This window comes from Mesorhizobium sp. WSM3868, from assembly GCF_002294785.1.
Classification (GTDB): Bacteria; Pseudomonadota; Alphaproteobacteria; order Rhizobiales; family Rhizobiaceae; genus Mesorhizobium.
This window is the reverse complement of sequence record NZ_NSGB01000002.1, coordinates 66,913-87,893: the sequence shown is the minus strand read 5'-3', so window position 1 is coordinate 87,893 and position 20,981 is coordinate 66,913. Positions and strand designations below refer to the sequence as shown.

18 protein-coding genes are annotated in these 20,981 nt (G+C 64.0%); 11 read left to right on the top strand and 7 right to left on the bottom strand.

What is annotated here, in order from left to right:
- Window positions 1–120 precede the first annotated feature (120 nt).
- The 5 genes from dnaQ to CK221_RS03575 all read right to left on the bottom strand — a co-directional run bounded on the left by dnaQ (window position 121) and on the right by CK221_RS03575 (window position 3,863).
- Entirely contained in the window at window positions 121–828 is a 708-nt protein-coding gene (gene dnaQ, locus CK221_RS03595) for a DNA polymerase III subunit epsilon (protein WP_067323502.1), read from the bottom strand.
- 74 nt (window positions 829–902) lie between these two features.
- Window positions 903–1,508 carry a dephospho-CoA kinase gene (coaE, locus tag CK221_RS03590; protein ID WP_095776758.1) on the bottom strand — a complete coding sequence of 202 codons (606 nt, stop codon included), beginning with the start codon at window positions 1,506–1,508 and terminating at the stop codon, window positions 903–905.
- Window position 1,509: 1 nt separating this feature from the next.
- Window positions 1,510–2,343 carry a shikimate dehydrogenase gene (locus CK221_RS03585; protein ID WP_095776757.1) on the bottom strand — a complete coding sequence of 278 codons (834 nt, stop codon included), beginning with the start codon at window positions 2,341–2,343 and terminating at the stop codon, window positions 1,510–1,512.
- Window positions 2,336–2,935 (bottom strand): Maf-like protein, encoded by a 600-nt coding sequence (locus CK221_RS03580; RefSeq protein WP_095776756.1) that lies wholly within the window; start codon window positions 2,933–2,935, stop codon window positions 2,336–2,338. The genes CK221_RS03585 and CK221_RS03580 overlap by 8 nt, the downstream gene beginning before the upstream one ends.
- Before the next feature lie 106 nt (window positions 2,936–3,041).
- On the bottom strand, window positions 3,042–3,863 hold the full coding sequence (locus CK221_RS03575) for a pyruvate, water dikinase regulatory protein (protein ID WP_067323508.1): 822 nt from the start codon (window positions 3,861–3,863) through the stop codon (window positions 3,042–3,044).
- A 402-nt stretch (window positions 3,864–4,265) separates the two neighbouring features.
- On the opposite strand from CK221_RS03575, the gene hemE reads away from it, so the two are divergent.
- The 3 genes from hemE to rho all read left to right on the top strand — a co-directional run bounded on the left by hemE (window position 4,266) and on the right by rho (window position 7,260).
- Window positions 4,266–5,294, top strand: a complete 1,029-nt coding sequence (hemE, locus tag CK221_RS03570) for a uroporphyrinogen decarboxylase (protein WP_066991489.1) — start codon at window positions 4,266–4,268, stop codon at window positions 5,292–5,294.
- Window positions 5,291–5,827 carry a protoporphyrinogen oxidase HemJ gene (gene hemJ, locus CK221_RS03565; protein ID WP_095776755.1) on the top strand — a complete coding sequence of 179 codons (537 nt, stop codon included), beginning with the start codon at window positions 5,291–5,293 and terminating at the stop codon, window positions 5,825–5,827. The genes hemE and hemJ overlap by 4 nt, the downstream gene beginning before the upstream one ends.
- Window positions 5,828–5,994: 167 nt before the next feature.
- Window positions 5,995–7,260, top strand: a complete 1,266-nt coding sequence (gene rho / locus CK221_RS03560; RefSeq protein ID WP_082953824.1) for a transcription termination factor Rho — start codon at window positions 5,995–5,997, stop codon at window positions 7,258–7,260.
- Between the two features lie 188 nt (window positions 7,261–7,448).
- Here the strand turns inward: rho and CK221_RS03555 are convergent, their stop codons facing one another.
- On the bottom strand, window positions 7,449–9,467 hold the full coding sequence (locus CK221_RS03555; RefSeq protein WP_095776754.1) for a thioredoxin domain-containing protein: 2,019 nt from the start codon (window positions 9,465–9,467) through the stop codon (window positions 7,449–7,451).
- Between the two features lie 110 nt (window positions 9,468–9,577).
- Between CK221_RS03555 and mnmE the strand changes: the two genes are divergently transcribed.
- From mnmE to CK221_RS03530, 5 genes are all read left to right on the top strand, one after another.
- A complete protein-coding gene (mnmE, locus tag CK221_RS03550; RefSeq protein ID WP_095776753.1) occupies window positions 9,578–10,891 on the top strand; it encodes a tRNA uridine-5-carboxymethylaminomethyl(34) synthesis GTPase MnmE in 1,314 nt (437 codons plus the stop codon).
- Window positions 10,892–11,284: 393 nt separating this feature from the next.
- Complete coding sequence (mnmG, locus tag CK221_RS03545) at window positions 11,285–13,159, top strand: tRNA uridine-5-carboxymethylaminomethyl(34) synthesis enzyme MnmG (protein WP_095776752.1); 1,875 nt, start codon at window positions 11,285–11,287, stop codon at window positions 13,157–13,159.
- Window positions 13,156–13,797 carry a 16S rRNA (guanine(527)-N(7))-methyltransferase RsmG gene (gene rsmG / locus CK221_RS03540; RefSeq protein ID WP_095776751.1) on the top strand — a complete coding sequence of 214 codons (642 nt, stop codon included), beginning with the start codon at window positions 13,156–13,158 and terminating at the stop codon, window positions 13,795–13,797. The genes mnmG and rsmG overlap by 4 nt, the downstream gene beginning before the upstream one ends.
- 17 nt (window positions 13,798–13,814) lie before the next feature.
- Complete coding sequence (locus CK221_RS03535) at window positions 13,815–14,612, top strand: ParA family protein (protein WP_066991504.1); 798 nt, start codon at window positions 13,815–13,817, stop codon at window positions 14,610–14,612.
- 56 nt (window positions 14,613–14,668) lie between these two features.
- Window positions 14,669–15,559: a ParB/RepB/Spo0J family partition protein gene (locus CK221_RS03530; RefSeq protein ID WP_095776750.1), complete on the top strand. Its 891-nt coding sequence runs from the start codon at window positions 14,669–14,671 to the stop codon at window positions 15,557–15,559.
- A gap of 187 nt (window positions 15,560–15,746) precedes the next feature.
- Here the strand turns inward: CK221_RS03530 and holA are convergent, their stop codons facing one another.
- Window positions 15,747–16,790: a DNA polymerase III subunit delta gene (gene holA, locus CK221_RS03525; RefSeq protein WP_095776749.1), complete on the bottom strand. Its 1,044-nt coding sequence runs from the start codon at window positions 16,788–16,790 to the stop codon at window positions 15,747–15,749.
- 531 nt (window positions 16,791–17,321) lie between these two features.
- On the opposite strand from holA, the gene CK221_RS03520 reads away from it, so the two are divergent.
- Genes CK221_RS03520 through CK221_RS03510 form a run of 3 tightly spaced genes read left to right on the top strand, consistent with a single transcriptional unit; the run spans window position 17,322 to window position 20,899 of the window.
- A complete protein-coding gene (locus CK221_RS03520; RefSeq protein WP_095776748.1) occupies window positions 17,322–18,554 on the top strand; it encodes a 3-methyl-2-oxobutanoate dehydrogenase (2-methylpropanoyl-transferring) subunit alpha in 1,233 nt (410 codons plus the stop codon).
- A gap of 3 nt (window positions 18,555–18,557) precedes the next feature.
- Window positions 18,558–19,571: an alpha-ketoacid dehydrogenase subunit beta gene (locus tag CK221_RS03515; RefSeq protein ID WP_095776747.1), complete on the top strand. Its 1,014-nt coding sequence runs from the start codon at window positions 18,558–18,560 to the stop codon at window positions 19,569–19,571.
- A 14-nt stretch (window positions 19,572–19,585) separates the two neighbouring features.
- On the top strand, window positions 19,586–20,899 hold the full coding sequence (locus CK221_RS03510; RefSeq protein WP_095776746.1) for a dihydrolipoamide acetyltransferase family protein: 1,314 nt from the start codon (window positions 19,586–19,588) through the stop codon (window positions 20,897–20,899).
- The last annotated feature ends 82 nt before the right edge of the window (window positions 20,900–20,981 follow it).

Genomic DNA, 20,981 nt, shown 5'->3' with positions numbered 1-20,981 from the left:
CGTATCGAGAGCCCGGCTTCGCGCCGGGCTTTTTCGCTAAGGGTTGCTCGGGTCAAGCTCGGACATGACGAAGGGATGGGCGGCTCGGCTAATCGCGTCGGTTCAGGGAGCGCCCCCCGCTCAACCCGCAGACGCCACCTTCAGCCACAACGCCTTTTCGCCGAGCGTGCCGACAAGCCCGGCATGTGCCGCCCGATCCGCCTCGGTGAGGCGCGGCGGCAGCGCGATCGGCCTTGCGCCGATCGAGATATCGATATCGGCGACTTCGCCGCTGCCGTTCATCTGCACGGCCACGGTTTCCAGAACCAGCGCCGCCTGTTTGCCGCCGATGAGCTCGATATAGACTTCGGCCAGCAATTCGGAGTCGAGAAGCGCCCCGTGCTTGGTGCGGCGGGTATTGTCGATGCCGTAGCGGCGGCAGAGCGCGTCCAGCGAGTTCGGACCCATCGGATGCTTGCGGCGCGCGATCGCCAGCGTGTCGACGATGCGGCCGGGATCGATGGCCGGATGACCGAGCCGGCTGTATTCGAGGTTGAGGAAGCCAAGGTCGAAAGTGGCGTTGTGGGCGATCAGCTTGGCACCGTCGGTGAAGGCCAGCCATTCCTCGGCGATTTCGGCGAAGGTCGGCTTGCCGGCCAGATCCGCCGCGCTGATGCCGTGCACGGCCTGCGCCTCGGCGTGAATGGCGCGGCCTTGCGGATTGATGAACTTGTGGAAGGTGCGGCCGGTCGGGAAACGGTTGACCAGCTCGACGCCGCCGAGCTCGATGATGCGGTCGTCGCGCAAATCGAGGCCGGTGGTTTCGGTGTCGAAGATGATCTCACGCATTCGAATCAGTCCGCTCTAAAGAGCAGAATCACAAACCGGAACAAAATGGCAATGGGGACTGCTGACGGCGGCCGTCAGGAAGCGTTTTTGCCGGACTTATCCCCGGTCAATTCGCTGACGATGGCTGCCACCGCCGCACGTGCGGCATCATAACCCTGGCCGGTGTCGACGATGAAATCCGCCTGACGGCGTTTCTCGGCGTCAGGCACCTGCTTGGCGAGGATGGAAGCGAATTTTTCTTCGCTCATGCCGGGTCTGGCGAGCACGCGGGCGCGCTGGATCTCGGCCGGCGCGGTGACGACCACGACCTTGTCGACCCGGTTGCGGCCGCCGGTCTCGAACAGCAACGGGATGTCGAGCACCGCAATCGGCGCCCCGGCCGCACGATGGCGGGCCAAAAAGGCGTCGGCGTCGGCCCGCACCAGCGGGTGGATGATCGCCTCCAGCTTTTTCAGCGCGGCGGAATCGCCCAGCACTGTCTCGGCGAGCCTTACACGATCCACCACGCCCGCTTTTGTCGTGCCGGGAAAGGCTCGTTCGACCAGGGGTGCTGCCTTGCCGGCATAGAGGCGATGCACGGTCTCGTCGGAATCATGCACCGGAACGCCGGCCTCGGCGAACATCTTTGCCGTGGTCGACTTGCCCATGCCGATCGATCCGGTGAGGCCGAGCACGATCATGTCAATGCGCTTCGATGTCGGCGACGATCATGCGCCGCAATTGCGGCGTCACCTGCGGCCGCTTGCCGAACCAGCGCTCGAAGCCGGGCACGGCCTGGTGCAGCAGCATGCCGAGGCCATCGACGGTCTTCAGGCCGCGCGCCCTGGCGGCAGCTAGCAGCGGTGTCTCCAGCGGCACATAGACGATGTCGGTGACGATGGCGTGGCCAGGCAGACCGGCCGGATCGGCGGCGAGGATCTCGTTGCCATGCATGCCGAGCGCGGTGGTGTTGATGAGCAGGCCAGCGTCGGAAAGCAATTCGCCGACCGCGCCGGCGCCATGCGCCGAAACCCCGGCGCCAAACCGGTCGGCGAGTTCCTCAGCCCTTGCCAGCGTACGGTTGACGATGCGGATGTCGTTGATACCCCGGTCCTTCAGCGCGTGGACGACGGCGCGGGAGGCGCCGCCCGCGCCCAGCACCACGGCCGGACCATTCGCCGCCCAGCCGGGGGCATGTTCATCGAGATTGCCGGCAAAGCCGAGAGCGTCGGTATTGCCGCCCCACAGCACGCCGTCTTCCAGCCACAGCGTGTTGACCGCGCCGATGGCTTCGGCGGCCTCGTCGCGGCGCGCGACCAAGGCGAAGGCTGCTTCCTTGTGCGGGATGGTGACATTGCCGCCGCGATAGCCATTCTCGTCCAGCGATTTCAGGAATGCTGCGAAATCCTCCGGCCGAACGTCAATAGCCTGGTAGCTGCCGTCGATGCCGTATTCCTCCAGCCAGTGGCGGTGGATCTTCGGCGAGCGCGAATGCGCGATCGGGTGGCCGGTGACGAAGGCCCGCTTCTCAACCATCGATCGCTCCCAATGCGCGCAGCTCCTTCAGCACCGGCAACAGCGGCAGGCCGACGATGGTGAAATAGTCGCCCTCGATCTTCTCGAAGAGTTGGATGCCCTCGCCCTCGATCTGGTAGGCGCCGACACTCGCCAGCGCCTTGGCGCCGACGCGCGCCAGGTGGCGGCCGATGAAGGCGGGATCGAGCTTGCGCATGGTGAGGCTGGCGATGCCGACATGCCGCCACAGCACTTCGCCATCTCGGCAGAGGACGACGGCGCTGTTCAGCTGATGGGTCTTGCCTGACAAGGCCAGGAGATGCCTCCGCGCGCCTTCCATATCGGCCGGCTTGTGGAAAATTTCGTCGCCAAGCGACAGCGTCTGGTCGCAACCGAGCACCAGCGCGCCCGGCCGGCGCTCGCTGACCTCGGTCGCCTTGGCTTCGGCAAGGATCGAAGCGACATCTTCGGGAGAGACACCGCTGTCCTGCAAGGGCGCCTCGAGCGCGCGCTCGTCGACATCTGCCGGCACCGCCTCGATGTCGAGCCCGGCATTGATAAGCATTGCCTTGCGGAACGGGCTGCCCGAAGCGAGGACGATTTTGCCGGCCATACTGGTTCACCAACGGTTGCGATCCGTCCAGCGCCCCTCATCCGTCTCGGCGCTATGCGCCGAGCCACCTTCTCTCAGGACGGAATGCTCACTGATATCGCCTGCCCTAGCGCGTCTTGCCCCGCAGGGCAACGATCGCCGCCGCGGTTTCCTCGATCGAGCGCCGGCTGACGTCGATCATCGGCCAGCCATGCCTGGTGCAGAGCTGACGCGCGTAGGCGAGCTCCTCGGCGATGGCGGCGCGGTCGACATAGTCGGTCGGCACGTAGTTGTTGCTGTTGCCGAGGATGCGGTTCTGGCGAACATGCGAGATGCGCTCGGCCGTGGCAACGAGGCCGACGATCAGCGGCGTCCTGGCGTTAATCAGGCTTTCCGGCAGCGGCACGCCGAGCACGATCGGAATGTTGGCGGTCTTGATGCCGCGATTGGCGAGATAGATGCTCGTCGGCGTCTTGGAGGTGCGCGAGATGCCGATCAGCACGACATCGGCATCGTCCATGTTGGCCGGCAACTGGCCGTCGTCATGCTCCATGGTGAAGTTCAGCGCATCGATGCGGCGGAAATATTCGGCGTCGAGCACATGCTGGGCGCCGACGCGCCGGCCGGCCGGCGTGCCGAGATAGGACTGGAAGACGCTGAGCACGGGCTCCAGCACCGAAACGCAAGGCAGGCCCATGGCGGCGCAGCGCTCGTCGATGCTGCGCGCGAGCTTCTGGTCGACCACGGTGTAGAGAATGATGCCGGGCTCCTCCTCGATATCCTCGAACACCTTGGCGACCTGCTTTTCCGTGCGGATCAGCGGATAGATGTGCTCGATGGCGCGTGCGTCCTTGTATTGGGCGGAGGCGGCGCGGCCTGCCGCCAGCAGCGTCTCGCCGGTAGCGTCGGAAATCAGATGCAGATGGAAGAAGCTCTGGGGTTTGTTCACAAGAGTTGGTTCCAGACTGTGGGCAGATGTGGACAAGGTTGGACAGAAAGGTCGTGACGTCGAAGGCGACTGTATCAGATGCCACCTTGTCCACAATTCGCCCCGCTGTAGGCTTTGTCGGGGCGCTGGGGACAAAACCGGGGATCAACTTTTCTTGGCCGATATCATCCACAGCTCGAGGTCCGCAGCAGAAAAGCCAAGCCGCTGACTCGAAAGCCTGAATCCGGTTCGTCCCCAGATCCCTCCAAATTGAGAAAGCGGCTGCGCGACAATATGCTGACTGGCCTTTTCGAGCGGCAGGCGGGACAGGTCGCAACCACCACAACCAACAGACTCTTAGAATCAGAAGACTCTTTTAAAATAGATATTTGATTTAAGAGACCTGGAGAGGGCGAGCACTGGATGGCTGGGAAACGGATCATGCTGGACGTCCTCAAGGGCGAGACGGTTTCACCGCCGCCGCTCTGGATGATGCGTCAGGCAGGGCGTTATCTGCCGGAGTATCGCGAGACCCGGAAGCGGGCCGGTTCTTTCCTCGATCTCTGCTACGATCCGGATCTTGCCGTCGAGGTGACGCTGCAGCCGATCGAGCGCTTCGGCTTCGATGCTTCGATCCTGTTTTCCGATATCCTGGTTGTGCCCGATGCGCTGGGACGAGATGTCCGCTTCGAAGAGGGACACGGGCCGATCCTCAAGCCGATTGCGGCGGCCGAAATCGAGGCCCTGGACGGCCAAACGTTTCACGTGAATCTCGAACCGGTCTACGAAACGGTCCGCCGTCTGCGTGAGAAGCTTCCGGTGGAAACGACCTTGATCGGCTTCTGCGGCGCGCCGTGGACGGTGGCGACCTATATGATTGCCGGCCACGGCACGCCGGATCAGGGACCGGCCAGGCTTTTTGCCTATCGCGAGCCGGAGGCCCTTGCGCGGCTCCTGAAGATACTGGCCGATCATTCGGCCGCCTATCTCATCCGCCAGATCGAGGCCGGCGCCGATGTGGTGCAGATTTTCGACTCCTGGTCGGGTGTTCTCGATGAAGCGTCCTTTGAGGCGTTTTGCATCGAGCCCGTTGCGGAGATTGTCCGGCAAGTGAAGGCCGCGCGTCCGGATGTTCCGGTGATCGGGTTCCCCAAGGGCGCCGGCGAGCGCTATCGCGATTACAGGAAGAAGACCGGGATCACCGGGCTCGGTCTCGACTGGACCGTGCCGCTGTCGATGGCAAAGGAATTGCAAAGCGAAGGCGCGGTGCAGGGCAATCTCGATCCGCTTCGCCTGGTTGCCGGCGGCAGGGCGCTGGCCGACGGCGTCGACGCCATCCTTCGCACGCTGGGCAACGGGCCGCTGATCTTCAATCTCGGCCACGGCATCACGCCGGAAACGCCTGTGGCACATGTCGAGGCCATGGTGAAAATGGTGCGGAGCCATCGATGACAGAGACGACCAACGAGAACAGCGCCGGCCAGGCGATGAAGCGCATGTTGATCGGCATCGTTCTGCTGGTCGTCCTGACCGCCCTGCTCTTCCTTGTGGCGCCGGACAGCTTCTATCCCTGGGCGAAGGCAATCCATGTGATTGCCGTCATCGCCTGGATGGCCGGGATGCTCTATCTGCCTCGGCTTTTCGTCTATCATGTCGACGCCGAGAAAGGCTCCGTGCAGTCCGAGACCTTCAAGGTGATGGAGGGCCGGCTGCTGCGCGCCATCATCAACCCGGCGATGACCGTGACCTGGGTGTTCGGGCTTTGGCTCGCCTGGAAGGGCTTCGGTTTCCAGGGCGGCTGGCTGCACGCCAAGATCCTCGCCGCGCTGCTGCTTTCGGGTCTGCACGGCTATCTCGCCGGCGCGGTGAGAAAATTTGCCGAGGACAAGAACGAAAAGCCGGCGAGGCACTGGCGGATCGTCAATGAACTCCCCACATTGCTGATGATCGTCATCGTCATCCTGGTCATCGTGAAGCCGTTCTGAGGCTTCCCCACACCCGGCAAAAGGCGGCTTGCTCTTTCAGGCGACCGACGATAAAAGACGGGTCTTCCTTCCCGTCATGCGCCGCCCCTTTCTCGCTTTCGGCCGCGCCCGGCATTTGTCGCATCCAGCCGATTTTTTCTCCCCAAAGCCTACCCAGAGTCCATCTAATGCAAGAAATGAAACTCGCAGAGTTCAAGAATAAGAAGCCGCCGGAGCTGATCGCTTACGCCGAATCGCTCGAGGTGGAGAACGCCAGCGTCATGCGTAAGCAGGAGCTGATGTTCGCGATCCTGAAAAAGCTCGCCATCCAGGACGTCGAGATCATCGGCGAAGGCGTGGTCGAGGTACTGCAGGACGGTTTCGGCTTCCTGCGCTCGGCCAACGCCAATTACCTGCCGGGTCCCGACGATATCTATATTTCACCGTCGCAGATCAGGCGCTTTTCGCTGAAGACCGGCGATACGGTCGAAGGGCCGATCCGCAGCCCGAAAGAGGGCGAGCGTTATTTCGCGCTGCTCAAGGTCAACACCATCAATTTCGATGATCCGGAGAAGATCCGGCACAAGATCCACTTCGACAACCTGACGCCGCTCTACCCGACCTCGCGGCTGAAGATGGAGGTCGACAATCCCCCGACCAAAGACATCTCGCCGCGTGTGATCGACCTGGTGGCGCCGATCGGCAAGGGCCAGCGAGCGCTGATCAACGCTCAGCCGCGCACCGGTAAGACGGTGCTGTTGCAGAACATCGCGCACTCGATCACCGCCAACCATCCGGAATGCTACCTGATCGTTCTTCTGATCGACGAGCGTCCGGAGGAAGTCACCGACATGCAGCGCTCGGTCAAGGGCGAAGTCATTTCCTCGACCTTCGACGAACCGGCGGCGCGCCATGTGCAGGTCGCCGAAATGGTGATCGAGAAGGCCAAGCGCCTGGTCGAGCATGGGCGCGATGTCGTCATCCTGCTCGATTCCATCACCCGCCTGGGCCGCGCCTACAACACCGTGGTGCCGTCATCCGGCAAGGTGTTGACCGGCGGTGTCGACGCCAACGCGCTGCAGCGTCCGAAGCGCTTCTTCGGCGCCGCCCGCAACATTGAGGAAGGCGGGTCGCTGACCATCATCGCCACCGCGCTGATCGACACCGGCAGCCGCATGGACGAAGTCATCTTCGAAGAGTTCAAGGGAACCGGTAACTGTGAAATTCAGCTCGACCGCAAGGTGGCCGACAAGCGCATCTACCCGGCGATCGACATCCTCAAGTCCGGGACCCGCAAGGAGGACCTTCTGGTGCCGCGTTCGGATCTGCAGAAGATCTTCGTGCTGCGCCGGATCCTTGCGCCGATGGGAACGACCGATGCGATCGAATTCCTCATCGACAAGCTCAAGCAGACCAAGACCAACGCGGATTTCTTCGATTCGATGAATACCTGATCGGGCGCCGAGGGACCGGTCCTTTCTTCGGCATACAAGGCGGAGCAAGGAGCGAGGCGACGCTGCGCAGAACCCTAAGTCCATGCCGTTGTTTTTTGAGCTTTGCGGCGGTGCAGAATTCCGCACCGCCGCATTCGTCGGAAGCGCCGCGACATAGATCCTGGGTCAAGCCGAGGAGAAGAAGCTGTTTATTCCCGCCGCAACAGCTTCTCCAACTCGCCCGCATCCGTAACCGCCGGCAGGCATGTCTGTCCGCTGCAGAACCAGGCTCCCGGCTTGTCCGTCGGCGGCAGCACGCCGCCCGGCAAAAGCGGTTGATTCGCTTCCGTACCGATGGGCAGTACGAAATCGACCCGGCGTGGATCGGAACTTCGATTCGCCACCGGAACAAGGCTTGAGGAATCAAGCTTGTCTATGATGACGAGCTTCAGCGGTTCGAGTGCCAGGGCGCAGGCGTTGATGATGCCGGCCTGGCCGTAGGCTTGCTGCGCGGCGCGACCCATGGCGTGTTCGGCTGTCGTCCATGCCTTTGCCCAAAGATCGGGATCGCCGGTAAGGGAGGAGAGCCGGACCAGCGCCTCGACGATCTGGCCGGTGGCGGAGGGGATTGCCTCATCGACATCGCCGCGGATACGGATCGGCACATCGACGCTGTCGGACGCCGTCAGATAATAGCCGGTCTTTTCAGGATCCTGATGCCAGCGGTCGAGCCGATCGATGAACTGCCGGGCATGGTCCATATAGGCAGAACTGCCGGTTGCCTCGAACAGCGCGATCGCCGCGCTGGTCATGGCGGCATAGTCGCTCGACAGCGCCGGGAAAAGCTTCTTGTCGCCGAGCATCGAATGCGGCAGGCGGCCGTCCTTGCTGGCTCCGACGATGTGAGCGAAGGCCTTGACGGCGGCGTCCACCCAGTCGGCTCGTCCGAAGGAGCGGCCCGCTTCCGCGAGGGCCGCAATCATCAATCCGTTCCAATCGGTAAGCGCCTTGCCGTCGCGGCCGGGCCTGACGCGATTTTCTCTGGCAGCTAGCAATTTCGCCTTCAGTGATGCGAGCTGAGCGTCATCGCTGATCCCCTGGCGCTGCTGCGCGTCGCTCTGGCGGATGATGGGCTTGCCTTCCCAGCCATGCGGAGCGGCGAGCTCGAAATATTGGAAGAAGCGAGCGGAATCAGCACCGAGTGCGGCTTCAACCTCTTCACCGCTCCAGGTGTAGAACAACCCCTCCTCGCCTTCGCTGTCGGCATCGAGACTGGCGGCAAAGGCGCCCGCCTCGACGCGCATTTCCCGCAGCAGCCAGGCCACAGTTTCCTCGATTCGCTTCCGAAACAACTCATTGCCTGTTGCTGCAAAGGCCCAATTGCACATGCGGATGAGCTGGGCGTTGTCGTAAAGCATCTTCTCGAAATGCGGGACCAGCCATTCGGCATCGGTCGAGTAACGGCTGAGACCGCCGCCGACATGGTCGTAGATGCCGCCGGCGAGCATTTTTTCCAGGCTGATGAGCACGGCGTCGCGATGGGCGGTCTGGCCCTCGCGCAGCCAGGACAGCCACAGACTGTGCATGAAGGGCGCGTTGGGGAATTTCGGCGCGCCGCGCAAGCCGCCGAGATCGCGGTCGATCATGCCCTCGATGCGGCCGGCAAAATCGGCAAGCGTGCCGCGGTCGAGCACCGCCTTTCCCTTCGCGCCGGCCAGCCGCTGCTCGACATGGGTGGTCAGCGCGTCGGCGCTTTGGCCAAGGCTCTCCTGCTTCTCGCGCCAGGCCTTGTCGACCGCCTCCAGCACCTGGACAAAGCCCGGCCGTCCATAGCGCGCGTCGCGCGGAAAATAGGTGCCGCCCCAGAAAGGCTTGCCATCGGGCGTGAGGAACATGGTCAGCGGCCAGCCGCCCTGCTCGCCCATGGCATGGAGTGCCGCCATGTAGATCTGGTCGATATCCGGGCGCTCCTCGCGATCGACCTTGATATTGACGAAGAGGCGGTTCATGACGGCGGCGACGGCATCGTTCTCGAAGCTTTCATGGGCCATGACATGGCACCAGTGGCAGGCGGCATAGCCGATGGACAGCAGGATCGGCCGTCCGAGTTCCTTCGCCTCGGCAAGGGCGTCCGGCGACCAGCCCCGCCAATGCACGGGATTTTCGCTGTGCTGCTGCAGATAGGGGCTGGCCTCTTCGGCAAGCAGGTTTCGCGCGGGCAAGGTCACAATGAGCGGCTCGGCTTCGTTGATGAGCAGGCAATTCCGGGAAAGCTACGGCTGACGTCCGGAACGGCGCCTGAAAGAAGATACCTAGGGTGGTTCGGCAGGTCGGGCAAATGGCAACCTGGAAGGATTCTATCGTAGCGCTTTCGAGCGGTCGCCTGCCCGCCGGCATCGCCGTAATTCGCATCTCCGGCCCCAAGACTCGATTCGTACTCGAAACGATTGCCGGCGGCGGTATTAAGGATCGCTTTACCACGTCGCGCAAGCTGATGGCACCGGACGGTTCGGTCATCGATCACGGGCTTGTCGTGTTCTTTCCCGGACCTAGCAGCTTCACCGGCGAGGACGTTGGCGAGTTCCATGTACACGGCAGCCGCGCCGTTGCGGCAAAAATGCTGGAAACGCTCACCGGCTTTGCCGGCGTCAGACATGCCGAGCCTGGCGAATTCACGCGGCGCGCCTTTCTCAACGGCAAGCTCGATCTGGTCGAGACCGAGGCGCTGGCGGACCTTGTCAATGCCGAGACGGAGGCGCAGCGGCGCTTTGCCGTGCGTAACGCCGAGGGCGCGCAGAGCGGGCTCTATTCGGGGTGGCGCCGGCGGTTGATCCATGCTCGAGCAATGATCGAGGCGGAAATCGACTTCGCTGACGAGGAGGATGTGCCGGGTTCGGTCTCGAAGGCGGTCTGGACCGATGTGGCGACGATGGCCGACGAGATCGAACGCCACATTCAGGGGTTCAAGGCGGCCGAGATCATTCGCGATGGCTTCGAGGTGGTCATCCTCGGCGCGCCGAATGCCGGCAAGTCGAGTCTGTTCAACGCCCTGGCCCAACGCGAGGCGGCAATCGTCACCGACGAGCCGGGCACCACGCGCGACCTGCTGGAGGTGGTGCTGGACCTCCACGGGATGAGAGTTCGGGTCGTCGATACGGCAGGCCTGCGCGAGGCCGCCGGCAAGGTGGAGACGATCGGCATCGAACGAGCGCGCGCGAAAGCGGGTGGCGCCGACCTGGTTTTGCTGCTGGAGGACATGGTCGATCCACAGCCCGTCGGCGCGGTTCCGACAGGTGTTCCGCTCCTGAGGATCGGGACCAAAGCCGATCTCATGGGAGCGCGTAGAGGGCCCTATGATTTGGCCATCTCTTCCAAGGAAGGTACCGGAATTTCGGAACTGCTGGGCGAGATTGCGGGTCGTGCCGCTGCCGCAGTCGGAGGGGCCGGTGACATCTTGCCGTCGAGGCTCCGCCATGTCGAGTTGCTGAAGGAGGCGAAGGATTTTCTCTCGGCGGCGCTGTCGGGGCAAAGCCTAGAGCTGCGTGCGGAAGAGTTGCGGGTGGCCACGGACCGGCTTGGGCGTATTATCGGCGCCGTCGATGTCGAGGATATGCTCGACGTCATCTTTTCGCAGTTCTGCATCGGCAAGTGATTCACGTGAAACGCGGGGCGGTTGCGGGCGCGGGATGATTCACGTGAAACAGCGACAGGATGTGGGCGGATGGGTGTTTCACGTGAAACGAGTCCGACTCCAGACGCGTGGCGTGCTAATAAATCAAGGGCCAAACGGCGCTGCCCCTCATTGCCTGCCTCGTAGAAGGCGAGGACGGCTGGCCACTAAACCAACAGCGCTGATTCGCAGCGCTTGAGAAGTGAAAAATTGTCCGTGGGATAAGCGCCTCCCTTCTACGCGGGACGAGGTCGGACAGGCAGACCACCGGCACGCAGCCCCATCCCCGGCGATCACCTCCGCAACGGACTGCATCCTTGACAGCGGAGGCTGGCGGGGACATGTGTCAAAGCATCTCTGAAACGGATTCTTGCAATGACCAATCACTATGATGTGGTGGTGGTGGGCGGCGGCCATGCCGGATGCGAAGCGGCGGGCGCGGCTGCGCGCGCCGGCGCCACGACGGCGCTGGTGACGCTGCGCGTCGAGACGATCGGCGTCATGTCCTGCAATCCGGCCATCGGCGGCCTCGGCAAGGGTCATCTCGTGCGCGAGATCGACGCCATGGACGGGTTGATGGGCCGCATTGCGGACGCTGCCGGCATCCAATTCCGCCTGCTGAACCGCCGCAAGGGCCCGGCGGTGCGCGGGCCGCGGACCCAGGCCGACCGCAAGCTCTATCGTCTTGCCATGCGGGCGGCGATCGGCGAGCAGGCCAATCTCGACGTGGTAGAAGGCGAAGTCCTGGACTTCGAGATCGAGGACGGTCGGGTTGCGGCCGTGCTGGTCTCCGGTGACAGGCGGCTCGCCTGCGGCGCCGTGGTACAGACGACCGGTACATTCCTGCGCGGGCTGATCCATATCGGCGAGAAGAAGATAGTGGCCGGCCGGATGAATGAGCAGGCGAGCCATGGGCTCTCTGCGACGATGACGCGTGCCGGTTTCAAGCTCGGGCGGCTGAAGACCGGGACGCCCCCTCGCCTCGACGGCGGCACCATCGATTGGGCGTCGCTGGAAAGCCAGGCCGCGGACGATCACCCGGTGCCGTTCTCGCTGATGACAGACCGCATCGCGAACCCGCAGATCAAATGCGGTATCACTCGCACAACGCAAGCGACACATGAGTTGATTCGCCTCAATTTGAAGCGTTCGGCGATGTATTCCGGCTCGATCGAAGGCGTGGGGCCGCGCTACTGTCCCTCGATCGAGGACAAGATCGTCAAGTTCGGCGACCGCGAGGGTCACCAGATCTTCCTCGAGCCGGAGGGCCTCGACGACGACACCGTCTATCCGAACGGCATCTCGACCTCGCTGCCGGAAGAGGTGCAGCTCGACATGTTGAAGACGATCCCCGGGCTGAAACGGGCGACGATGCTGCAGCCGGGATACGCCATCGAGTATGACCACGTCGACCCGCGCGAGCTCAAGCCGACGCTGGAGACGAAGCGCGTCGCCGGGCTTTTTCTGGCGGGGCAGATTAACGGCACCACGGGCTACGAAGAAGCCGGCGCGCAAGGCCTGCTTGCCGGCATCAACGCCGCGCGCAGGGCATCGTCAAGCGAGCCGGTCGTGCTCAGCCGCACCGAAGCCTATATCGGCGTGATGATCGACGACCTCACCAGCCGCGGCATTGCCGAGCCCTATCGCATGTTCACTTCGCGGGCGGAGTTCCGGCTTTCGCTGCGCGCCGACAATGCAGACGAGCGGCTGACGCCGCTGGCCGACCGCTTGGGGATCGTCTCCTCCGAGCGGATGCAACGTTTCGGCGCGATCAGTGTGAAGCTCGACGCTGCCCGCGCGCTGGCAAAGTCGATCGCCTTCACGCCGAATGAAGCCGCGCGGCATGGACTGGAGATCAACCGGGACGGCGTTCGGCGTTCCGCCTACGACCTTCTCGCCTATCCCGGCGTCGATATGGTCTGGTTGACGCGGATCGAGCCACGGTTTGGCGAACTCGACCCCAACACGGCAGAGCGGCTTGAGACCGAGGCGAAATATTCCGTCTATCTCGAGCGCCAACAGGCTGACGTGGCGCAGATCAGGCACGAGGAATCGCGGCTCATTCCGGAGACCATCGACTTCGCGGACGTGCCAGGCCTTTCCAATGAGCTGAAGCAGAAGATGAAGGCACGCCGGCCGCGCTCGATTGCCGACGCGCAGCGCATGGAAGGGATGACGCCAGCGGCACTGGCGATCATTGTCGCGCATGTTCGCAATGCCGAGCTGGCTGCACGAAGGTCGGTCGCGTGAGTGGCGATGCCTGGGCGGACCTGCAGAAGGCAGCGGGTCCGGTTTCACGTGAAACATTCGAGCGGCTGCAGGCCTTCGAGCGGCATTTTCAAAAATGGAACCGCAGCATCAATCTGGCGGCGCCATCGACGTTAGACGACGTCTGGCGCCGCCACATCCTCGACAGCGCCCAGCTTGCGCGCATCGCGCCGACCGCACTGCGCTGGGTCGACCTCGGCTCGGGCGGTGGCTTTCCCGGATTGGTACTCGGTTTTCTGCTTGCAGAGCGGCCGGGCGCCACGATCGATCTGGTTGAAAGCAACCGCAAGAAGGCGTCGTTCCTGCAATCGGTCGTCGGCCAATTCGGCCTGCCGGCGCGCGTGCTGGCGCGACGCATCGATGATAGCTATCCACTTGTTTCTGCACCGGAAGTCGTTACCGCGCGGGCATTGACGGCGCTTCCGGACCTGCTCGATCTTGCCGCGCCCTGGCTGACCAAGGGCGCGCGTTCGCTTTTTCACAAAGGCCGGGATTACCGGGCCGAAGTGGAAGAAAGCGCTCACCGCTGGACCTTCGATCTGGTAGAACATCCAAGCATGACCGACGCTCATGGCGTCATTCTGGAAATCACCGATCTGCACCCGGCGACCCCGCAATGAATCACTGGCATCGACCCATGAAAACTGGACCGCGTATCATCACCGTTGCCAACCAGAAGGGTGGCGTCGGCAAGACGACCACGGCGATCAATCTGGCGACGGCGCTGGCCGCAATCGGCGAGCGCGTGCTGATCGTCGACCTCGATCCGCAGGGCAATGCCAGCACCGGGCTCGGCATCGAACGCAAGGATCGCACCGTCTCGTCCTATGACGTGCTGACCGGCGAACTCGAGCTTGAGGCGGCTGCGGTGCCGACGGCGGTGCCGGGCTTGTCCATCGTGCCCTCAACCCTCGATCTGCTCGGCATCGAAATGGAGATCGCCTCGGCGCCAGACCGGGTGCTGCGCCTGCGCAATGCGCTGCGTGCGGCAGCCGCGCGCGCGGCGCCGTTCGGTTATGTGCTGATCGACTGCCCGCCTTCGCTCAATCTTTTGACTTTGAATTCAATGGCGGCGGCCGATTCCGTTCTGGTGCCGCTGCAATGCGAGTTCTTCGCACTGGAAGGCCTTAGCCAATTGCTCGAAACGGTCGAGCAGGTCCGCGGCACGATCAATCCGGACCTCACCATCCAGGGCATCGTGCTCACCATGTTCGATGGCCGCAACAACCTCGCCAACCAGGTGGTGCAGGATGTGCGCGCGCATATGGGCGACAAAGTCTACGAGACGATCATCCCGCGCAACGTGCGCGTTTCCGAAGCACCGTCCTACGGCAAGCCGGCAATCCTTTACGATCTCAAATGTTCCGGCAGCCAGGCTTATCTGCAGCTTGCCTCGGAAGTGATCCGCCGCGAGCGCAAGCTGCGCGCCGCCTGAATAGCCCAGGCAATTTCCAATAGCCGATTCGATTCCGAAACGATCTGGACAGAAGAATGAGTGAAGACCAATCGAGAAAAAGACTGGGCCGCGGCCTGGCCGCGCTGATCGGCGAGATCGATCGTCCCGTCGCGCCCGAAAAGCCGAGCGCGGTCGCGGCGGATGGCAAGGTGCCGATCGAGTTCGTCAGCCCGAACCCGAAGAACCCGCGCCGGCATTTCGGCGACGCCGAACTCACCGACCTCGCCCAGTCGATCCGCGAGCATGGCGTGGTGCAGCCGGTGGTGGCGCGGCCTTCGCCGTCGCAGCCCGGCCGCTATGAGATCATCGCCGGCGAGCGGCGCTGGCGCGCCGCGCAGCGCGCGGGGCTGACCGAGATCCCGCTCATCGTGCGCGATGTCAACGACCGTACCGCGCTGGAGCTGGCGATCATCGAGAACGTGCAGCGCGCCGATCTCAACCCGGTCGAAGAAGCGCAAGGCTATCAGCAGCTGATCGACGAGCATGGCTACACGCAGGCCGATCTCGGCCAGGTGATCGGCAAGAGCCGCAGCCATGTCGCCAACACGCTGAGGCTCCTTAAGCTGCCTGACGTCATCCGCGACATGCTGGTCGACGGCGCGTTGTCGGCCGGCCATGCCCGCACGCTGGTCACGGCCGGCGATCCGGCGGGGCTCGCCAAGCGGATCGTCGAGGAAGGGCTTTCGGTGCGCCAGGCCGAGGCGTTGGCGCAAATGCCCGCCGGACCGACACCGGCCAAAGTAAGGTCTGCGCCGAGCCCGCCGGAAAAGGATCCCGACACGCTGGCCTTGGAAAAGTTGATGACAGACACAATCGGCATGATCGTCTCGATCGAGCATAAAGCCAAGGGCGGGACGCTCCGGGTCGACTACCGCTCGCTGGATCAGCTCGACGAGTTGTGCCGGCGGCTGAAGGATGAGCGATAAGTTGCTGATTAGGTGGAATTAGCCGACTAATAAAGTTCTCGCTTAAGATTAGATCTAGGCTGATATATTGGTGATAGGCACACCAGGGCCGGCCGCTGCGCCGGCCTCTTCTTTTTTGCGGCGCCCGCGATAGGCGAAAGCCGAAGGCGCCGGCCAATCGCCTCACAAGGGGAGGTTGGCTGATCGCCTACCTCTGCGCCAATCTCGCGCTTTCCACCGCGATGCCGAGCAGCGCCTGACGAGCCAGCGCCTCCGACAGATCGGGCCGCTTGCGCGTCTGCAGCACAGCCGTCTGCAGCCGGTTCAGCGCGCGGCCGAGGGCTTCGCTGTTCCAGCGCTCGAGCGTCTTCTCCACCAGCTTGCGGCGCGAGAAGAAGACCGGTGGACGCGCTCCCGCCACGACCGAGGCGGCATTGCGGCCGCCCGATTCCATCTGGCCGCGCATGACCTGAATCGCCTGCAATTGCCGCATCGCCGAGGACAGCACCAGGAAAGGATGGCCGCCGGACGCACAATGCCGGGTGAAGGCAATGTCGAAATCTCCGACCTTGCCGTCGAGCATCGCGTCGACCGCGCCGTCGAAGGAGGCGCCGGAGACATCGCCGGACAAGGCGTTGACGTCGTCGAGGTCGATCTCCTTCTTGCCATGGGCGTAGAGCACCAGCTTGTCGATCTCGCCGCGCGAGGCCAGACGGTCGCCGCCGAGATTGCGGCGCAGCGCCTGGCGGGCGTCGAGCGTCATCGACATGCCGGCCTTGCGCAGCTCGTCGTCGATCACCGTGTCGAGATCGCGGGCCTCGTCGGCATAGCAGGGCAAGGCGATGGCGTTGCCGGCTGCCTCGACGATGGCCCGCAGGCCAGTGCCCTTCTTCAGGTCGCCCGCCTCGATGAGGATGAGAGCATCCGGCGCCGGCTCCGCCGTCAGCGCCTTGATGTCGTCGGCCAGCGCCTTCTGGCCACTGGCGTTGCGGACCCAAAGCAGCCGCCGCTCGGAAAACATCGGCACGGTGCGCGCCTCGTCGAGCAGACGGCCTTCGTCGCGGTCGACTTCCGCGCCATCCAGCTTGACCACTGAGAAAGGATCGTCGAGCGGCAGCCCGGTCTTCGACGCGAAGGTCTTGGCCCGCTCGGCGACAAGGCCGCGATCGGGGCCGTAAAGGAGGACAATTGCCATGGCCGGGTCCGGCCGCGCCAGCCACGAATCGACCTCGTATCCCTTCTTCTGTGCCATGCGGGGTGAGTTAGCATGAGGCGGAGACGGAGTGAACGGAGAAGCGGCCGGCCTCTCTTCGTCATCCGCGGGCTTGACCCGAGGATCCATGCCGTGACTTTTGCCGGGGAGCGCCGGGGTGCAGAATATTCTCCAACCGCCGCAACGCGTCAACGTCGCGGCATGGATTCCAGGGTCTGCGTGCGTCGCTCCGCTCCTTGCTCCGCCCTGGAATGACGACCCTGAAGCAGAGTCTGTCACGCCCCTCTGCCCTGCTGAGCAACTCCCCACGAGGGTGGAGATTAGCTGCGTCGGCCGGCGCGCATGCCTTGATTGTCTTTTGTGGCGGCAAACGCTCCGCAAACTTCCGCCAAATTGCGCGACGCTTGCAAACATCGACAAGAAATTTCGGCGCCATATCTGCATCTTGTCGGCCATGTGCCGCATCGGCTCGACGAGACTGATGACCGGGAGGTCGGCCGCCATCTCGCCCGATGAAATGGCGGCGCGGATGTGCAAGTATCGCACCGGCAACATTGGAGGACGAAGGTCATGGCCGATGCTGGAATGTTGCGCTTTCATGTCCCCGAGCCCGAGGTTCGACCCGGCGGCACGCCCGACTTCTCGAATGTGACCATTCCCAAGGCCGGTTCGGTGCCGCGGCCGGAGGTGGATGTCGATCCGCGCACCATCCGCGACATGGCCTTCTCCATCATCCGCGTGCTTAACCGCGCCGGCGAAGCGGTCGGGCCATGGGCCGGGCTGCTCACCGACGAGGAACTGCTCGAAGGCCTGCGCCATATGATGACGCTCAGGTCCTTCGATGCGCGCATGCAGATGGCGCAGCGCCAGGGCAAGACCTCTTTCTACATGCAGCATCTGGGCGAAGAGGCGGTGAGCTGCGCCTTCCGCAAGGCACTGCAGCCAGGCGACATGAATTTCCCGACCTATCGGCAGGCCGGCCTGCTCATCGCCGACGGCTATCCGATGGTTGCGATGATGAACCAGATCTATTCCAACGAGGCCGATCCGCTGAAGGGCCGGCAGCTGCCGATCATGTACTCCTCGAAGGAGCACGGCTTCTTCTCGATCTCCGGCAATCTCGCGACGCAGTACATCCAGGCGGTCGGCTGGGCGATGGCCTCGGCGATCTCCAACGATTCCCGCATCGCCGCGGCCTGGATCGGCGACGGCTCGACCGCGGAGTCCGATTTCCATGCGGCGCTGGTCTTCGCCTCGACCTACAAGGCGCCGGTCGTGCTCAATGTCGTCAACAACCAGTGGGCCATCTCCACCTTCCAGGGCATTGCCCGCGGCGGCTCCGGCACTTTCGCCGCGCGCGGTCTCGGCTTCGGCATCCCGTCGCTGCGCGTCGACGGCAACGACTATCTCGCCGTCCATGCGGTAGCCAAATGGGCGATCGAGCGGGCGCGTCGCAATCTCGGGCCGACGCTGGTCGAATATGTCACCTACCGCGTCGGCGCGCATTCGAGCTCGGACGATCCGTCGGCCTACCGGCCGAAGGCGGAATCCGACGCCTGGCCGCTCGGCGACCCGATCATCCGGCTGAAGAACCATCTCATCCACAAGCAAGTCTGGACGGAACAGCGCCACATCCAGGCGGAAGCCGAGATCCTCGAAACCGTGATCGCGGCGCAGAAGGAAGCCGAAAGCCACGGCACGCTGCATGCCGGCGGCAAGCCGTCGACGCGCGACATGTTCGAAGGCGTCTATGCCGAGACGCCGCCGCATCTCAGGCGCCAACGCCAGCAGGCGGGGGTCTGATCGATGCCCAGACGCACCATGATCGAGGCGATCCGCGACGCCATGGATGTCTCGATGGCGCGCGACGAGCGCGTCATCGTCTATGGCGAGGATGTCGGCTTCTTCGGCGGCGTGTTCCGCTGCACGCAGGGTCTGCAGGCCAAATACGGCAAGAACCGCTGCTTCGATGCGCCGATCAGCGAATCCGGCATTGTCGGCTCGGCCATCGGCATGGCCGCCTATGGGCTGAGGCCCTGCGTCGAGGTGCAGTTCGCCGACTATGTCTATCCGGCCTACGACCAGATCGTCTCGGAGGCAGCGCGGCTGCGCTACCGCTCCAACAACGATTTCACCTGCCCGATCGTCGTCAGGATGCCGACCGGCGGTGGCATCTTCGGCGGCCAGACGCACAGCCAGAGCCCGGAAGCGCTGTTCACGCATGTCTCGGGCCTCAAGACGGTGGTGCCGTCCAACCCGCATGACGCCAAGGGGCTATTGATCGCCGCGATCGAGGATCCGGACCCGGTCATCTTCCTGGAACCGAAGCGGCTCTACAACGGCCCCTTCGACGGCCATCACGACAACCCGGTGACGCCATGGTCGAAGCACGAGCTCGGCGAGGTGGCGGATGGCCATTACACCATACCGCTCGGCAAGGCGGCGATCCGCCGGCAAGGCTCGGCGGTCACCGTGCTCGCCTACGGCACCATGGTCTATGTCGCGCAGGCCGCGGCCGCGGAAACCGGCATCGATGCCGAAATCATCGACCTCAGGACGCTCCTGCCGCTCGATCTCGATGCGATCGTCGCCTCGGTGAAGAAGACCGGGCGCTGCGTCGTCGTGCATGAGGCGACTTTGACCTCCGGCTTCGGCGCCGAGCTCGCGGCGCTGGTGCAGGAGAACTGCTTCTACCATCTGGAGGCGCCGGTGGCGCGGGTCGCCGGCTGGGACACGCCCTATCCGCATGCGCAGGAGTGGGAATATTTCCCCGGTCCCGCGCGGGTCGGGCGCGCGCTCGTCGAGACCATGGAAGCCTGAGGGGGAGGCGGACGATGGGCGAATATGTCATCAAGCTTCCCGATGTCGGCGAAGGCGTCGCCGAGGCCGAGCTTGTCGAATGGCATGTCAAGATCGGCGACCTGGTGCGCGAGGATGCGGTGCTGGCGGCCGTCATGACCGACAAGGCGACGGTCGAGATTCCCTCGCCCGTCGATGGCGAGATCCTCTGGCTCGGCGCCGAGATCGGCGACACGGTGGCGATCGGCTCGCCGATCGTGCGGCTCAAAATCGCCGGCGAAGGCAACGTGAAAGCAGGCAGCGGTGCCAAGGCCGCGCCGAAGGCAGAAGCGCCCGCCGACCCCGTGGAGGCAAAGTCCCAACCGGTGTCGGACGCCCCGAAAGCGGCGCCGAAACCGGCACAGGTCCCGGCTCAGCCTTCCGTAGCGGCACCGAAGGCTGGGCGCCTAGCGTCCGTCATCGGCGCGCCGCGCGCGGAAGGCGAAAAGCCGCTGGCTTCCCCTGCCGTCCGACTGCGCGCCAAGGAAGCCGGCATCGATCTGCGCCAGGTTGCGGGCAGCGGTCCGGCCGGGCGCATCAGCCATGAGGACTTCGAGGCCTTCCTGGCGCGCGGCCCGCAGCTTGCGCGCGCGACCGGCCTTGCCCGCAAGGAGGGCGTCGAGGACATCAAGGTCGTCGGGCTGCGGCGCAAGATCGCCGAGAAGATGGCGCTGGCAAAGTCGCACATTCCCCATATCACCTATGTCGAGGAGGTCGACGTCACGGCGCTGGAAGAACTGCGCGCCGCGCTCAACAAAGAGAAGCGGCAAGACCGGCCGAAGCTGACGCTGCTGCCGTTCCTGATGCGGGCAATGGTCAAGGCGATCGCCGACCAGCCGAACCTCAACGCGCTGTTCGACGACGAGGCCGGCGTTATCCACCAGCACGCGGGCATCCATGTCGGCATCGCCGCCCAGACACCGACCGGGCTCGTCGTCCCGGTGGTCAAGCACGCCGAGGCCCGCGACCTCTGGGAAAGCGCGGCCGAGATCAACCGGCTTGCCGACGCGGCCAAGTCCGGCACGGCGACGCGCGATGAGCTTTCCGGCTCGACCATCACCATCACCTCGCTCGGGGCGATGGGCGGCGTGGCGACCACGCCGGTCATCAATTATCCGGAAGTGGCAATCGTCGGCGTCAACAAGATCATGGTGCGGCCGGTGTGGGACGGCACGCAGTTCATCCCGCGCAAGATGATGAACCTGTCGTCCAGCTTCGACCATCGCGTCATCGACGGCTGGGATGCCGCGGTGTTTGTGCAGCGGATCAAGACGTTGCTTGAGACGCCGGCGCTGATCTTCGTGGATTAGTCGTATGGATACGGACGACGTTGTCCCCTCGTCATCCTCGGGCTTGACCCGAGGATCCATGCCGCGACCTCGCCCGAAGGGC

Bases quoted from the DNA above. Each gene is read 5' to 3' on its own strand.
- dnaQ (WP_067323502.1), bottom strand. From the start codon at position 828: ATGCGTGAGATCATCTTCGACACCGAAACCACCGGCCTCGATTTGCGC.
- coaE (WP_095776758.1), bottom strand. From the start codon at position 1,508: ATGATCGTGCTCGGCCTCACCGGATCGATCGGCATGGGCAAGTCGACC.
- CK221_RS03585 (WP_095776757.1), bottom strand. From the start codon at position 2,343: ATGGTTGAGAAGCGGGCCTTCGTCACCGGCCACCCGATCGCGCATTCG.
- CK221_RS03580 (WP_095776756.1), bottom strand. From the start codon at position 2,935: ATGGCCGGCAAAATCGTCCTCGCTTCGGGCAGCCCGTTCCGCAAGGCA.
- hemE (WP_066991489.1), top strand. From the start codon at position 4,266: ATGGCTGGGAAACGGATCATGCTGGACGTCCTCAAGGGCGAGACGGTT.
- hemJ (WP_095776755.1), top strand. From the start codon at position 5,291: ATGACAGAGACGACCAACGAGAACAGCGCCGGCCAGGCGATGAAGCGC.
- rho (WP_082953824.1), top strand. From the start codon at position 5,995: ATGCAAGAAATGAAACTCGCAGAGTTCAAGAATAAGAAGCCGCCGGAG.
- mnmE (WP_095776753.1), top strand. From the start codon at position 9,578: ATGGCAACCTGGAAGGATTCTATCGTAGCGCTTTCGAGCGGTCGCCTG.
- mnmG (WP_095776752.1), top strand. From the start codon at position 11,285: ATGACCAATCACTATGATGTGGTGGTGGTGGGCGGCGGCCATGCCGGA.
- CK221_RS03535 (WP_066991504.1), top strand. From the start codon at position 13,815: ATGAAAACTGGACCGCGTATCATCACCGTTGCCAACCAGAAGGGTGGC.
- CK221_RS03530 (WP_095776750.1), top strand. From the start codon at position 14,669: ATGAGTGAAGACCAATCGAGAAAAAGACTGGGCCGCGGCCTGGCCGCG.
- holA (WP_095776749.1), bottom strand. From the start codon at position 16,790: ATGGCACAGAAGAAGGGATACGAGGTCGATTCGTGGCTGGCGCGGCCG.
- CK221_RS03520 (WP_095776748.1), top strand. From the start codon at position 17,322: ATGGCCGATGCTGGAATGTTGCGCTTTCATGTCCCCGAGCCCGAGGTT.
- CK221_RS03515 (WP_095776747.1), top strand. From the start codon at position 18,558: ATGCCCAGACGCACCATGATCGAGGCGATCCGCGACGCCATGGATGTC.
- CK221_RS03510 (WP_095776746.1), top strand. From the start codon at position 19,586: ATGGGCGAATATGTCATCAAGCTTCCCGATGTCGGCGAAGGCGTCGCC.